We start from the raw sequence: 14,686 nt of genomic DNA, 5'->3' as shown, positions 1-14,686 counted from the left end.
GCCTGCGCTTCCTGCTTTGGTCCCATCATCCCCAATTCCTCCCTATGGAAAGAATTGAATCAGCGACTTACGCATCGATCAAGGACGAGTTCTTCAACGAAATACGCCGATCCTTGCTCTTTGGTCAGGTTGCAGCGAATGACTGGTATCGGGGGCTGTTGATTGTAAACGCGAGGAAAGGCGGCTCCGTTCGGGACCGCCCTTTTGCTTTCGACTGTGCGTTATTGTCCGGGAGGGGCGAAGAACCCACGCAGGAGGGTGATTTGGCCCTCTTCATTGAAAGTGAAGTGGTTGATCCCGTCGAAGGTGATCTCTACCCCATCCAGCGTGGTGCCTCGCCCCTGCCATTTGGCGACCGCTTCGTTTCCGACCACGTGAACGAAGCTCTCGTAGAGGCCTATCTGCTGGAAGGCGCTCACGAACCCCTCACCCTGCGCAAGGATAGCCTCTGGGGTGTCTTTGACTGGAAAGCCGACCGGGTCATCCAGCACGGCATCCGGAGCGAAGGCAGACGCCCATTGGGCCGCATCCATGCTGCGGGTGCCTTCGAAATACGCTTCTACCCATCCGTGCACGGTGGCCGCGTCTATCGGATTTCCGTCGGGCGAAATCTGTGTGCGGAAGATGTCCTGGGCCTGCGCGGCGGTGGTGAGGGTGGCGATGGCTGCGGCTGCAAGTGTATTGCGGAGCATGGTTCAGTTCCTTTCGATTTGAGTGGTGATTAGTCGTTTTCCGCGAGGATCAGCTGACCCTCGCCCGTATCGAATCCGTTGATGGAGGTGACCCGAAGTGTGCCTGTGGCCCCCTCGAACCGACCGGTCCCGCCCACGAAGGTGCCTTCCACGACAAATCGTGTGCTAGAGCCTTCGAACTGCAACTGGGTGGCGTCGTAAGACAAGTAGAGCCATCCGGTTCCGGGCGCGCTTCCGTCGATTTCGTGCATGTGGAAGCGCATTATGCCGCTGAGATTCGGGCCGGTTGGCGTTAGGCGGAACAGGGTTGCAGCATCCAGGTGCGCGTTGCCGCTTGAGCCGGCTTCGTCCTCGAACCTGAATTGCCAGGATCCGGTCAAATGGCCCGCGCGTGCAATGACTGATTGTTCCATGTCGATGATATCGTGGGTCTCTCCAAAGGCGTAGCCGCCCGAAATCTCAAAGTTCATTTCTGTCTCCTGTGCGATGGCTGCGGTTACCGAAAGTGCGGTGGCTGCCAGTGCTGTGGTCAGTCTGTTCATGTCGCCCTCTTATTTCGCAACGCTACGTCTCGTATATGGGTGACTCGCATGACTTGTAAATACGCAACGTTGCGTTTATTAAATTCTGAAAAGAGTGACATATGATAGAACAGCCATCGGCAACCCGTGGTCGCCCCCGGGATACCAAGACCCACGGCGCCATTTTGCGGGCGGCATTCACCGTTCTTGAGTGCGAAGGCTATGCCGCGGCGACCATAGAGCGGATCGCGGCGGAAGCCGGAGTGGCCAAGCAGACCATCTATCGATGGTGGAAGGGCAAGGCACCTCTGTTCATGGAAGTGCTCGCTCATAAAGCAGGTCAGGCCATCGAACTGCCTGACTCAGGCAGTTTCAAAGGTGATCTGACCCTGCTCCTAACTGGTACTTTCGCTGCCGTTTCGACCACATTGCGCCCCTTGATGCGCGCACTTGCGGCCGAGCTACTCCAAGATGACGATTTTGCAGAGACGGTGCGCGATGTGTTCGTCCGGCGCAGGCGAGCAAACGTGAGGTCTCTGGTCGAAAAGGCCATCGGCCGAGGCGAGCTGCCGGTGGAGACGGACCCTGAGCTGATCTGCGATATCGTGTTTGGCACCATGTGGTACCGACTGATGTTCGACCATTCCCCGTTGGACAAAGCTGCAGCGGAACAACTAGCCGCGGCTGCCAACGCCGCAGCGGTCTACGCCACAAAGTAAACCGCCTACTACATTAGGCAGCTTGAAAGCCGACCTTGGACTAACGGCAGCAATGTCTCGCACCCCGGTCATCGCAGATGCCCTCCCTCCCAACCTCACCATCCGTCCCAGCGCGGGAGCTTCTGCCATAGTTCCTCAAGAAACACTTAGGCCGACCCCACAGCCCTGCGCCACCTGTTGCGCTGCGCTGCAGCAGAACGGTCCGTTACCGGGCGATGTTGCGTTTGAATGTCCGACAGAAAGCCGACGCGATGCCGACCGAAAGCCGACACGCCAGATCCCCCTTCAAAAGCTGCGTTAACGGGCGATTCGCTTGGCAGGCCGGGTTGCGGCGCCGAACCCCGCCGTCCGCCCGGTCAATCTTCGCTTAAGAAAGCAGGCTATCCGGCAAGGGCACCTCTGCGCAGCACGCCACCCACAGCCCGTCACAAAAGTTTAGGCAAACCGTCATCTTACGGTATCCCGCCCGGCCTAACCCGACGCCGAAGGGCAAGGGTTCCATATGTTTTCGGTCACCGATCTCACCAAGACGTTCGGCAGCAAAACCGCGGTCGACAAGGTCAGCTTCGAACTGACAGAACCGCGCATGATCGGCGTCATCGGCGCCTCAGGCGCGGGCAAGTCGACGCTCCTACGGATGGTCAACCGGCTGGCTGACGCAACATCTGGTAGTATTCATTTCGACGGACGCGAGATCACGACGCTCAGAGGCGCCGCCAAGCGCGCCTGGCAATCGGACTGCGCGATGATCTTCCAGCAGTTCAACCTCGTCCCGCGGATGGACGTCGTCTCGAACGTGCTGCACGGCACGCTCAACACACGTTCCACGCTGGCCACGATGTTCAACCTCTACCCCGACGAGGACATCCACCGCGCCATCGACATCCTCGACCGGCTCGGCATCGCCGAACAGGCCCCCAAGCGCGCCGAGGCGCTGTCGGGCGGGCAGCAACAGCGCGTCGCCATCGCCCGCGCGCTGATGCAGGACCCGAAGATCATCCTCGCGGACGAACCCATCGCCTCGCTCGACCCGATGAACGCCCAGATCGTGATGGACGCGCTCCGCCGCATCCACGAGGAGGATGGCCGCTTCGTCATCGCCAACCTCCACACCCTCGACACCGCGCGCCGCTATTGCGACCGCGTGATCGGGATGCGCGACGGCCGCGTCGTCTTCGACGGCACGCCGGAACAGCTCACCACCGGCGTCGCCCGCGATATCTACGGCGCGGGCGCCGACTTCTCCGAAGACGCGACCTCCACCGACATCGACGCCATCGGACGCAATCAGGCCGCCCGGCAAAGGGCCAAGGCCATCGTCTGACCCCCCCGTTTTTCATCGGCATCGCGACCTCAGCGGTGCGCCCAACAGGAGAAAGACCAAGATGAAAAAGCTGCTCACCCTCGCCATGGCCACCACCATGATCGCCCCCGTCGGGATGGTTCAGGCGCAAGAGATCGACGAATTCCGCATCGGCATCCTCGGCGGCGAAAACGCCCAGGACCGGCTCAACAGCTACGAATGCCTGCGCGTCTATACGGAAGAGGCGCTGGGCGTTCCGACCCGCCTCTTTGCGCCCGCGGATTATAACGGCGTGATCCAGGGCCTGCTCGGCGGCACGCTCGACATGGCCTGGCTCGGCGCCTCGGCCTATGCGGCGATCTATCTGCAGGATCCCGAGGCGGTCGAACCCGTTCTCGTCAAGATCAACCTCGACGGCTCCTACGGCTATCACTCGATCGGCTTCGCCCGCCGCGATGCTGGCGTCACCTCTCTGGAAGACATGGAAGGCAAGGTCTTCGGCTTCGGCGACCCGAACTCCACCTCCGGCTACTTGATCCCCTCTATCGAGATCCCCCAGGAAGGCGAGGATATCACGATGGAACCGGGCGCCTATTTCGGCGACGTCACCTTCACCGGCGGCCACGAACAGACCATCGTCGCGGTCAGCAACGGCGACATCGACGCCGGTGTGACCTGGGCCGACGGCCAGGGCGAATGGGAAGACGGTTATAACTCGGGCGCCCTGCGCAAGGCCGTCGATGCGGGCCTCGTCGACATGAACGACCTGGTCGAGATCTGGCGGTCCAAGCCGATCCCCGAAGGCCCGATCGTCCTGCGCACCGCGCTACCCGAAGACGTGAAGTCCACGATGACCGACCTGGTCGACGGCCTGCACGCCCGCGACGAAGACTGCGCCTACGGGGTCGCCGCCGGTGAAACGCTCGGCTTCGACCCGATCACGCACGAGGCCTATGTCTCGATCGTCGAGGCCCGCAAGGCCAAAGCCGAATAATCAGGCACCCAGAAAGGCCCCGGACGCGCTCTGGGGCCTTTCGCCGTTCCATGACCGATCTCGCCTCCACCCCGGCCCCGCCGGACCGCTACGGCAGCTACATGGCGCTCGTGCAGCGCCGCAGGCTCTATAGCGGCCTTACGCTGCTGATCTTTCTCCTCCTGATGGTCTCGGGCTTCTGGGTGGCCGACAGCCGCAATGCGGGCGGCTTCTGGGACGGCCTCGCCCAGCTTGACGATTTTCCCGCGCTGGTCCTCGGCGAGGCGTGGGAAAAGGCCGATCAACTGCCCGGCCACATGGTCCACTTCTTCCCCGCGCTGATCGAGACGATCAACATCGCCGTGGTCTCCACGCTCCTCGGCGGCGCCGCAGGCATCCTCCTGTCGCTGCTCTCGACCCGCGGCTTTGCGCCCGCCGCAGCGCTCATCCCGCTCTTCCGGCGCCTCTCCGACATCATGCGCGCGATCCCCGAAATCGTGATCGCCCTCGTCCTGATCTTCGTCCTGGGCGGCGGCCCGGTGCCTGCGATGATCGCCATTGCGATCCACACCGCGGGCGCCCTCGGCAAGCTCTTCTCGGAGGTCAACGAAAACGCGTCCCTCAAGCCGGTCGAAGGGCTGCGCTCCACCGGCGCCACCTGGGGCCAGCAGATGACGCTCGGCGTCATCCCCCAGGTCGCGCCCAACTGGCTCAGCTACGCGCTGCTGCGGCTCGAGATCAACGTCCGCGCCTCCGCCATCCTCGGCTTCGTCGGCGCAGGCGGCATCGGCTACGAGCTGCGCAACGCGATGACCTGGGGCCAGGGCCGCTTCGACGAAAGCGCCGCGATCTTCATCCTGCTCTTCGGCACCATTGTCTTCTTCGACCAGATCTCGAGCTATTTCCGCAACCGTCTGACCCACGGGGGCGCCCTATGAGCATCGCGGCCGACGCCCCGATCCGCGACCGCGCGACGGCGCTCATCCGCCGCAAGCGCCTCATCGCCTTCTCGATCCCGACAGCGCTGCTGGTCTACTTCAGCTACATCTTCTTCGCTTTCGACATCCCCGGCCTCGCCGAACGCGCCCGCCTCGACAACGCCGTCCTGCTCGCCTCCGACAGCTGGAGCTACAAGACCCACATCACCCGCGACAACCGCTCCGGCAGTGTCGAATACGCCATCGAGGGCGAGCGCAAAGGCGAATACCCGGACGGCCAGCGCCCCGACTGGGTGACCGAGGACGGCGAAACCGTCACCATCGACCTCGAAGACGGCCACGTCGTCACCTTCCTCCCCGAAAACGGCGTCATTTACGAGATCCCCGATTGGGGCACGTTCGAGGCCCGCCTCGACGGCCGCGATATCGTCACCAACCTGGGCGAGGACATCCCCGACTGGATCAACGCCAGCAGCGCCCGCATCGCGATCCGCACCGAGGGCGGCCGCCTCACCCTCACCCGCTCCCGGACAGAGGTCTTCCGCTATTTCGGCGGGTGGGAGCTGTTCTGGTTCACCCTCGACAGCCCCTACCACGGCACCAGCCCGGGCCAGATCCTCTTCGGCGACCAGATCGACCCTGACCGCCCGAACCTCGCAGGCGCGTGGAACGATTTCTGGAACAACCCCATGTGGCGCCATGCAGAGGTCTTCTGGGCCATCGGCGAAACCATCCTGATGGCCTTCCTCGGCACGTTCGGCGCGGCCATCGTGGCGCTGCCGCTCGCCTTCCTCGCCGCGCGCAACTTCACGCCGGTCCTGCTGATCCGCGGCCTCACCCGCCGCATCTTCGACTTCGTCCGCGGCGTGGATGCGCTCATCTGGACGATCGTGCTCGCCCGCGCCTTCGGCCCCGGCCCGATGACCGGCGCCCTCGCGATCCTCGTCACCGATACGGGCAGCTTCGGCAAGATCTTCTCCGAGGCCCTCGAAAACGTCGACCAGAAGCAGATCGAGGGCGTCCAGTCCACCGGCGCCAAGCCGCTCCAGCGCTACCGCTTCGGCGTCCTCCCGCAGATCACGCCCGTCCTGCTGTCCCAGGTCCTCTACTTCTTCGAATCGAATACCCGGTCGGCCACCATTATCGGCGCCATCACCGGCGGCGGCATCGGCCTCCTCCTCACCCAGGCTATGCAGACTCAAAAGGATTGGGAGGAGGTATCCTACTACATCATCCTCGTCGTCCTGATGGTCATCGTGATGGACTGGCTTTCGGGCATCCTGCGCCGCCGCCTCATCCACGGATCACCGGGCGGAGAGTAGATGCCGAAGCTCTCCGAAGACCCCCACGTCCATCCCGACTGCCAGCTGACCGAGACGACCCTCGGCCGCTATACCGAGATCGGCAAGGGCTCGATCCTCAACACCGTGACAGTCGGCGACTACTCCTATTGCGACCGCTTCTGCGACTTCGCAAACGCGACCATCGGCAAGTTCGCCAGTATCGCCAGCTTCGCGCGCATCGGCGCCACCGACCATCCGCTCCACGCCGCGTCGCTCCACCACTTCCTCTACCGCTCCGGCGACTATTGGGAGGATGCCGACCATGACAAAGCCTTCTTCGCCGCCCGCAAGGCCCGCCGCGCCAATATCGGTCACGACACCTGGATCGGCCACGCCGCGATGATCAAGCCGGAGGTCACAATCGGCCACGGCGCCGTCGTGGCAGCCGGTGCCATCGTCACTGCCGACGTCGCGCCCTACACGATCGTCGCGGGCAATCCAGCGCGCAGACTCCGCGACCGCCAGCCGCCCGAGATCATCGACCGCCTGATCGCGCTCGCCTGGTGGGACTGGGACCACGCGGCCCTACGCACGGCACTGGAAGACTTCCGAAGCCTCCCCGCCGCCGCCTTCCTCGAAAAATACGAGCGCTAGAGCGACACCTTCGCCAGCAGATCCTCCGCGTCGAGTGCCTCTTTCGTGGTCTGGTGGGTGACCTCCCCGCGTGTCAGCACAGTGAACCGGTCCGCCAGCCGCACGGCAAAGTCGAAATACTGCTCCACCAGAACGATGCTGATCTCCCCCTCCTCCCGGAGCAGGGAAATCACATCTCCGATCTGCTGGATGATGTTCGGCTGGATTCCCTCCGTCGGTTCGTCCAGCAGCAACACTTTCGGACGCGTCACCAGCGCGCGCGCGATGGCCAGCTGCTGCTGCTGCCCGCCGGACAGATCCCCGCCCCGGCGGTCCTTCATCTGCCTAAGCACCGGAAACAGCTCGAGAATCCGCCCGTCGATCGACCGCTCCTTCGCGGGCAGGCAGGCGAACGCCGTCTCGAGGTTTTCGGTCACGCTCAACAGCGGAAAGATCTCGCGCCCCTGCGGGACATAGGCGATCCCGGCCCGTGCGGCGGCCACCGCACTCGGATGGCCCAGGTCGCGCCCATCCAGATGGATCGACCCGCTCGTAAACGGATGCCGCCCGGCGATCGCCTTCAGAAGGCTGGTCTTGCCCACGCCATTGGTGCCCATCACCGCCGTGATCTCGCCCTTGCGGGCCTCCAGATCGATCCCGTGGAGGATCTGGCTCTGCCCGTAGCGAAGGCTCAGATCGCGAACGTCAAGCATCCCTCACCGCCCCAGATAGACGTCGATGACGTCCTGATTCCGCGTCACATGATCCAGCGACCCTTCCGCCAGAACCGACCCTTCGTGCAGCACCGTCACCTTGCAGTCCAGCCGCCGGACAAACTCCATATCATGCTCCACCACGATCACCGCCCGGGTCCTGGCCGCGCGCTTGAGGATATCCGTCGTCTGCTCCCGCTCGGCCGGGGTCATCCCCGCCGCGGGCTCGTCCACCAGCAGCAGCCGCGGGTCCTGCGCCAGCAGCATCCCGATCTCCAGCCATTGCTTCTGCCCGTGGCTCAGCTCGCCCGCCCGCCGCGTCAGGTGCGCGGTCAGCCCGATCTCTTCGGCAATCGCCTCGATCCGCTGCCCGCCCTCCGCCGTCTTGCGGTAGAACAGCACATCGAACGGCCCCCGCTTGTTCTTCAGCGCCAGGGCGAGGTTTTCCCGCACGCTCTGCGCCTCGAAAACCGTCGGCTTCTGGAACTTCCGCCCGATCCCCTCCCGCGCGATCTGGCTTTCCGACATCGACAGAAGCGAGAGGTTCCGCTCGCCCCATGACACGCGCCCCTCGTCGGGCCGGGTCTTGCCGGTGATGATATCCATGAACGTCGTCTTGCCCGCCCCGTTCGGCCCGATCACGGCGCGCAGTTCCGGTTCGCCGATCTGCAGCGACAGGTTGTTGATCGCGCGGAACCCGTCGAACGACACCGACACGCCCGAGACCTCCAGAAGGGTCATCGCGGCCCCTCCTCTTCGCCTTCTTCCTTGCGCCACGCGCCCTTGTCAGGGCCGTAATCCCCGTCGCGATCCGGCACGCGTCGCCCGCCCAGAAGATCGAACAGCCCGCCGATCCCCTTCGGCACGAACAGCGTCACGGCGACGAAAGAGAGCCCAAGAAGCACAAGCCACCAATCCGTCCACTGGATGCGGTAGAAACCAAGGTTGATATCCGGCGCGCCCCCGCCCGTGAACCACGACGACAGAAGCGACACGAAAGCCGCCCCGATCACCGCCCCGTAAAGCCGCCCCCGTCCGCCGATGGCGACCCAGACGGCCAGGTAGATCGACGCGATCGGCGCCACCTCGGCGGGATTGATGATCCCCGCCTGCGGATAATAAAGCGCCCCCGCGATGCCCGCGACGACCGCCGTGAGCGTGAAGATAAACAGCTTGAAGCTCTCCACGTGATAGCCCAGGAACCGCACCCGCGCCTCGTCGTCGCGAATGCCGCGGATCACGCTGCCCATCTTGCCCGAGACCACCCAGGCGAACAGAACGTATCCCGCCGCCAGCGCCGCCGCCGACGCCCAGAAGAAGGCCAGCGAAATCGTCGATTGCGGCGTGCCCTCGAAACCGGGGATATTCTGCAGCCCCGACAGGCCGTTATTGCCCCTCAAACCGCTGTCGTTCTGGAACAGCCACAGCGCCAGGGCCAGCGTCATCGCTTGGGTCAGGATCGACAGATACACCCCCGTCACCCGGCTCCGGAACGCGAGCCAGCCGAAAACCAGCGCCAGCAGCCCCGGTACGAGCACAACCATCAAAAGCTGCAATCCCAGACTGTCCGCGAACGCCCAGAGCCACGGAAACTCCGACGATCCCACCACCCCGAAGATCTGCGTGCCCACCGCATCCACGATCTCCTCCGGCGTGGGCGGGATCGGCGCGGCGTTCAGGCTGTTCGTCACGATGATCTCGGTCCGCGCATACATCAGCCACATGCCGATCGCGTAGCCGCCGATCCCGAAGAACGCCATGTGCCCCAGCGACAGGATCCCACAATAGCCCCAGACCACGTCCATCGCCACGGCGACCAGACACAGGCAAAGCGTCTTGCCCATCGTCTTGACCAGAGAGGTTGACACCAACCCCATCTGCGCCAGCACACTGAACCCCAGCGTGAACAGCGCCAGCGCCAGCAGGAACCACAGGACCGATGGGTTCTCGGCCAGGAACCGGCGCCGCCTGGGCGGCCCGCCTGCTGCGGTGATCTCGGCCACCGCTCAGGCCTCCGCCGCGCGGCCGCGCAGGGCGACGATGCCCTTGGGCCGGAACTGGATGAACAGGATGATGAACAGGATCATGAAGGTCTGCGCCGCCAGCGTGTTCGACGGGTTGAACCATTCGATCCCCTTCTGCAGCACACCGATCAGCGAGGCACCCGCCAACGTCCCCCACACATTACCGACACCGCCCACGACGACGGTCATGAAGCTCTGCACGATATAGGCCTGCCCCATCTCCGAGGTCACCTGGGCATAAAGCCCGATCGCAACCCCGGCGATCCCGGCGATGCCCGATCCCAGCCCGAAGGTCAGCATGTTGATCCGGTCGGGATTGATCCCCATCGACGCCGCCATGCCGGGGTTCTGCGTGACCGCCCGCACCTCCAGCCCCAGCCGCGTCTTGTTCAGGACGAACAGGATCAGCGCCAGAAAGATCAGCGCCAGCACGAAGATCGCGATCCGGATGTAGCTGATCTGGATCACCTCGTTGATCACCAGCTGCCCGTCCAGCCATCCCGGCGCCGTCAGCGGCCGCGCCTGCGTGCCGAAGATATTCTTCGCCAGCTGCTGCAGCGCGATCGAGATCCCGAAGGTCGCCAGCAACGTCTCCAAGGGCCGGTGATAGAGCCACCGGATCACCAGCCGCTCCATCGCCACCCCTGCGCCGAAAGTCACCGCAAAGGCCAGCGGCAGCGCGATCAGGATCGACAGTGTGTAATCCGGCACGAACAGCTGCACGACATAGCCGGTATAGGCGCCCATCATGATGAACTCGCCATGGGCCATGTTGATCACGCCCATCACGCCGAACGTGATGGCCAGCCCGATGGCCGCGAGGAAATAGATCGACGCCAGCGACAGCGCGTCCAGCGACAGATCCGCCGCCTGGTTCAGCCCCACCCGCGTCTCGATCCCGGACAGCGCGATCCGCGCGGCATCCGTCACCGCCGCGTCCCGCTCGTCATAGACCTCGAAGAAGACATGGGAGGCAATCGCCGCCTCCCGGTCCTCCCGCGTCAGAAAGGGCGGCACGATGCCCGCCTCGGCCAGCCGCGAATAGGCCTCTTCCCGCATATCCTCGGTGTTCAGCCGACCCACATCGATCCCGGCCACCCGGCTGCCCTCGATGTTCTGCGTCAGCACCGCCTTGATCTGATCCCGCGGCACCGGCGCGGGCGCCAGCTCGGCCGCGACAAGGCGCTGATACGCCTCCGCAGCGCTCAGCGCGTCGGATCCAGGCTCCAACACCCGCGCGATATTCGCATCCTCGGGCAACTCTGGCGCGACCCCGGGCGAGACCGTCAAAAGCTGGTTCAGCGCCGCACGGACATCCAGCGCGAGCGTCCCTGACAGCGCCTCGATCGCCGCCACGCGATCTTCCGTCCCCTCCCCGAACCGGGCCATCAGGATCAGCGCCAGCCGTTCTTTTTCCGCGCGAAGCACGGCATCGTCCTCCCCCTCGATCGAGGCCCTCAGCGGCTCGATCTGATCGGCCGACGGATTGCGCGCGATCGTCTGCAGGGCCGACCGGCGGTTCCGCGGGTTCGGATCGCTCAACTGAAACCGGACCAGAGCCGCCGCGATCTCCCGCCGCACACCGCCATTCGGCCGAACCTCTGACAGCACCGCCTCTGCCGCCTGCCCCACTTCTGCTTCGGACGACACATCCAGTAGGGCCACCTGCCCATCCGCCGCGTCGCCCGCATAGTAGAACAGCCCGTCTTCACCATTCAGCACGACCTCCCGGCCCTGCCACCGCTCCAGGAAAACCGGGACCGACGGCAGGCCAGAGGCGACAAGGTCATCCAGCACCACGCCCACACTGCGCCGCCCGGGGCTTTCCACCTCGTCCTTGTGGGTCTGCAGGATCTCCTGCAGGTCCTGCGCCCAGACGGGCACCCCCCACAGACAGACGAAAAAAGCCGCGGCAAGACAGGCGCGAAGCATCAGGGATCACCTGGGAATGAACGGGGCGCGCGACGAAACCCGCGCGCCCGCATGAGGATCAGTAGTTCGATTGGATCTGCACGCAGCTCGACGTCTCGGTGTTGTACATGCCACAGCCCAGCTCCTGCCAGTCCGAGGTCAGCATCGCCGAATCCGGCAGGTAATCCGTCCAGGCATCGCCCGGCATCTCTTCGGTCTGGCTGATGATGTCGAACTGGCCGTCCTCGCGGATCTCGCCGATCAGCACCGGCTTCGCCAGATGGTGGTTCGGCAGCATTACCGCCGTGCCGCCCGTCAGGTTCGGCACCTCCTGCCCGTACATCGCATCCCGCACCGCATCCACATCCGTGGTCCCGGCCGCCTCGACCGCGTTCACCCACATGTTGAAGCCGATGTAATGCGCCTCCATCGGGTCATTCGTCACGCGGCTCTCGTCGCCGATGAACTCGTGCCAAGCGGCGATGAACGCCTCGTTCTCCGGCGTCTCGGCCGACATGAAATAGTTCCACGCCGCAAGATGCCCGACCAGGTTCGAGGTATCGAGGCCCGAAAGCTCCTCCTCACCCACCGAGAACGCGACGACCGGAATATCATCCGCCGAGACATCCGCCGCCGCCAGCTCCTTGTAGAAACCGACATTGGCATCGCCGTTGATGGTCGAGATCACGCCGACCTGCTTGCCGTCGGCGCCTAGCTCCACCACGTCGGCGACGATGGTCGCCCAGTCCGAATGGCCGAACGGGGTGTAGTTGACGAAGATATCCTCTTCGGCAATCCCGTTCGCGGTCAGATAGGCCGCCAGGATGTTGTTCGTCGTCCGCGGATAGACGTAATCGGTGCCCAGCAGCGCGAACTTCTCCACGCCCAGCTCTTCCAGGAAGTAATCCACCGCCGGGATCGCCTGCTGGTTCGGCGCGGCGCCTGTGTAGAACACGTTCTTCGAGCTCTCCTCGCCCTCATACTGCACCGGATAGAACAAGAGCCCGTTCAGCTCTTCAATCACCGGCAGTACCGACTTGCGGCTCACGCTTGTCCAGTTGCCGAAGATCACGTCGACCTCATGCACCGTCAGCAGCTCCCGCGCCTTTTCGGCGAAGAGCGGCCAGTCAGAGGCAGGATCGACCACCACAGCCTCCAGCTCGCACCCCAGCAGGCCGCCATCGGCATTCTGCTGCTCGACCAGCATCAGCATGGTGTCCTTCAGCGTCGTCTCGGAAATCGCCATCGTCCCCGACAGCGAATGCAGCACACCGACCTTGATCGGGCATTCCTGGGCGAAAGCCGATGTCGCCCCCAGCAAAAGGGCAGCGGTCGAAAACGCAGTAAAGCGCGGCAGAGATGTCATGTGTTCTTGTCCCCAAATTACTGCCGTCCCCGGCGCCTTCCTGCCGGGATACAGCGGTTCCATCACTACTCTCGGCCAGGATGACAGCCAGCCCGGCCCGGCCATCGCATCGCGAGGCCACGCCTTACTTGGCAAATCGCCTATGGAGGTTTGACGGAAAACGCGCGCAGCTGCCTACGGAGTCCGCAATCGCACAATTTTCGATCGATTGAAGAGGGTCGACGCAGGACTATTGGGCGGTCGCAATCCGACGCAAGATCCAGATCTGGCGCTCATAGGTCCGGGTCGAGGGTGTTGACCGTCAGATAGCACTGACCATCACTCCCAAAACTGACCCAGTTTTCGGACAAGCGGCATAGCTGCGCTCGCGGCAAGGGTCTAAGCTGAGCCGCTTCTTGTGGAAAGCACCGTCTTGCTGGCGCAGAAAGCAATGTTGTGACCTAAACGCGAGCGCCTTTCTTATCAGGCTTTGCGCCTCTGCTGCGGTGCAGGAAAGATCTTGGCCAGTTTGCGGAGGTTTTGGGCGGTCGCGGCGAGGAGGAATGTGTCATTTGCACCGCATGGGCCCCGTAGTCGCAGCCGTCCGAAGTCGAGGATACCTTTGAGGTGGGCAAGGAGCATTTCCACCTTCTTGCGGAGCTTGGCTGAGACTTTGTTTTGCGGTGTCTGTCTGATTTCGTGGGCGATATCTCTTGCGTCTTCACGCTCTTCTCGGATGGTCGTGATCAGCATCCGACCGGCCCGTGATGGTGATGGCAAAGCTCTAAAGGTGCAGCCAAGCGCATTTTGCAAGTTCCTACTTGTGGCAAAGTACGTGGCGCCAGAAAAGTAGGTCGGCATGAATCTGCTTACCCTCCGGGCAAAGCGGCTAAATCAGCACGATGGATATGTCGAACGTTCGCTCCGTTAAAAAGTACCAAGAGTTGGGCATGAGTTACATCGCTCGTGACCGATGTATGGTCTTACATGTGGTTCGGCAGCAGTTGACCGGGTCAGCCAAAGTCAGTCTAGTACGCTGGCGGCAAAGCAGTACAGGCAGGCATGGCGCTAACCAACACAAGCGACCGTTATGGCGCGCTCACGAAATTCTTTCACTGGCTGATCGTAGCGCTGTTTGCCTGGCAATATTTCAGCGGCAACGTCATGACCGGGATGGAACGTGGCAGCCTGGTCGCAGGTATAGGCCAAAACGCCTATTTCAACTGGCATAAATCCATTGGCCTCGTTGCACTGGGGATAGCAATCTTCCGCATCATCAATAGATCAATTGGTCAATTGCCAAACTGGGCACCGACCCTGGGCAATGGCGAGAAGGTTTTCATTCATCGGGCTGAGCAGGTGCTCTATCTCGCGATGTTTGTGATGCCGATCAGTGGCTACATCTATGTCATGGCAGGCGATTATGGCGTGTTGCTGTTTGGCGAATGGAAGCTCCCGAACCCGATCGGCAAGATCGAGGCCCTGGCCAATGGCGCGAAATGGGTTCACATCGTGGCGGGTTATGTGCTGGCCGCGGCCGTTCTGGGCCATGTCCTTCTGGTCTTGCGTCATCAGATATTCATGCGCGATGGTTTGCTGTGGCGGATGTTGCCATCGCAGCGCAAGTGACG

Annotated in this window: 14 protein-coding genes and 1 pseudogene; 7 read left to right on the top strand and 8 right to left on the bottom strand. The window is 63.3% G+C overall.

Translation table 11 applies throughout. From position 1 onward, the window contains the following. Positions 1-221: 221 nt before the first annotated feature. Both AADZ90_RS21795 and AADZ90_RS21790 read right to left on the bottom strand, forming a co-directional pair. A complete protein-coding gene (locus tag AADZ90_RS21795; RefSeq protein ID WP_367312689.1) occupies positions 222-692 on the bottom strand; it encodes a nuclear transport factor 2 family protein in 471 nt (156 codons plus the stop codon). A gap of 29 nt (positions 693-721) precedes the next feature. After that, positions 722-1,234: a hypothetical protein gene (locus tag AADZ90_RS21790; protein WP_367312688.1), complete on the bottom strand. Its 513-nt coding sequence runs from the start codon at positions 1,232-1,234 to the stop codon at positions 722-724. Between the two features lie 101 nt (positions 1,235-1,335). Between AADZ90_RS21790 and AADZ90_RS21785 the strand changes: the two genes are divergently transcribed. The 6 genes from AADZ90_RS21785 (at position 1,336) to AADZ90_RS21760 (ending at position 7,083) form a co-directional block, all read left to right on the top strand. Beyond that, positions 1,336-1,932 carry a TetR/AcrR family transcriptional regulator gene (locus AADZ90_RS21785; RefSeq protein ID WP_367312687.1) on the top strand — a complete coding sequence of 199 codons (597 nt, stop codon included), beginning with the start codon at positions 1,336-1,338 and terminating at the stop codon, positions 1,930-1,932. 502 nt (positions 1,933-2,434) lie between these two features. Further along, positions 2,435-3,256 (top strand): phosphonate ABC transporter ATP-binding protein, encoded by an 822-nt coding sequence (gene phnC / locus AADZ90_RS21780; RefSeq protein WP_367312686.1) that lies wholly within the window; start codon positions 2,435-2,437, stop codon positions 3,254-3,256. A 61-nt stretch (positions 3,257-3,317) separates the two neighbouring features. After that, complete coding sequence (gene phnD, locus AADZ90_RS21775) at positions 3,318-4,229, top strand: phosphonate ABC transporter substrate-binding protein (RefSeq protein ID WP_367312685.1); 912 nt, start codon at positions 3,318-3,320, stop codon at positions 4,227-4,229. A gap of 50 nt (positions 4,230-4,279) precedes the next feature. Beyond that, complete coding sequence (phnE, locus tag AADZ90_RS21770; protein ID WP_367312684.1) at positions 4,280-5,146, top strand: phosphonate ABC transporter, permease protein PhnE; 867 nt, start codon at positions 4,280-4,282, stop codon at positions 5,144-5,146. After that, positions 5,143-6,468, top strand: coding sequence for a phosphonate ABC transporter, permease protein PhnE (gene phnE, locus AADZ90_RS21765; RefSeq protein ID WP_367312683.1), 1,326 nt, complete (start codon positions 5,143-5,145; stop codon positions 6,466-6,468). The genes phnE (AADZ90_RS21770) and phnE (AADZ90_RS21765) overlap by 4 nt, the downstream gene beginning before the upstream one ends. Continuing rightward, positions 6,469-7,083: an LbetaH domain-containing protein gene (locus AADZ90_RS21760; RefSeq protein ID WP_367312682.1), complete on the top strand. Its 615-nt coding sequence runs from the start codon at positions 6,469-6,471 to the stop codon at positions 7,081-7,083. Here AADZ90_RS21760 and urtE read toward each other — a convergent pair. From urtE to AADZ90_RS21730, 6 genes and pseudogenes are all read right to left on the bottom strand, one after another. After that, positions 7,080-7,775, bottom strand: a complete 696-nt coding sequence (urtE, locus tag AADZ90_RS21755) for an urea ABC transporter ATP-binding subunit UrtE (protein WP_367312681.1) — start codon at positions 7,773-7,775, stop codon at positions 7,080-7,082. The genes AADZ90_RS21760 and urtE overlap by 4 nt on opposite strands. 3 nt (positions 7,776-7,778) lie before the next feature. After that, positions 7,779-8,516: an urea ABC transporter ATP-binding protein UrtD gene (urtD, locus tag AADZ90_RS21750; protein ID WP_367312680.1), complete on the bottom strand. Its 738-nt coding sequence runs from the start codon at positions 8,514-8,516 to the stop codon at positions 7,779-7,781. Beyond that, on the bottom strand, positions 8,513-9,769 hold the full coding sequence (urtC, locus tag AADZ90_RS21745) for an urea ABC transporter permease subunit UrtC (protein WP_411997151.1): 1,257 nt from the start codon (positions 9,767-9,769) through the stop codon (positions 8,513-8,515). Before urtC ends, urtD begins: the two co-directional genes overlap by 4 nt. Positions 9,770-9,781: 12 nt before the next feature. Further along, positions 9,782-11,731 (bottom strand): urea ABC transporter permease subunit UrtB, encoded by a 1,950-nt coding sequence (urtB, locus tag AADZ90_RS21740; protein WP_367312678.1) that lies wholly within the window; start codon positions 11,729-11,731, stop codon positions 9,782-9,784. Between the two features lie 58 nt (positions 11,732-11,789). After that, complete coding sequence (gene urtA, locus AADZ90_RS21735; RefSeq protein ID WP_367312677.1) at positions 11,790-13,076, bottom strand: urea ABC transporter substrate-binding protein; 1,287 nt, start codon at positions 13,074-13,076, stop codon at positions 11,790-11,792. 462 nt (positions 13,077-13,538) lie between these two features. Then, a pseudogene (locus AADZ90_RS21730) lies at positions 13,539-13,859 on the bottom strand (transposase); the annotation flags it as partial. Positions 13,860-14,117: 258 nt separating this feature from the next. On the opposite strand from AADZ90_RS21730, the gene AADZ90_RS21725 reads away from it, so the two are divergent. Next, positions 14,118-14,684: a cytochrome b gene (locus AADZ90_RS21725; RefSeq protein ID WP_367312676.1), complete on the top strand. Its 567-nt coding sequence runs from the start codon at positions 14,118-14,120 to the stop codon at positions 14,682-14,684. Positions 14,685-14,686: the final 2 nt, after the last annotated feature.

This window comes from Aestuariibius violaceus, assembly GCF_040779325.2.
GTDB classification, from domain to species: domain Bacteria; phylum Pseudomonadota; class Alphaproteobacteria; order Rhodobacterales; family Rhodobacteraceae; genus Aestuariibius; species Aestuariibius violaceus.
Note: the sequence above shows the minus strand (reverse complement) of the source record. Positions and strands in the feature narration are given on the sequence as shown.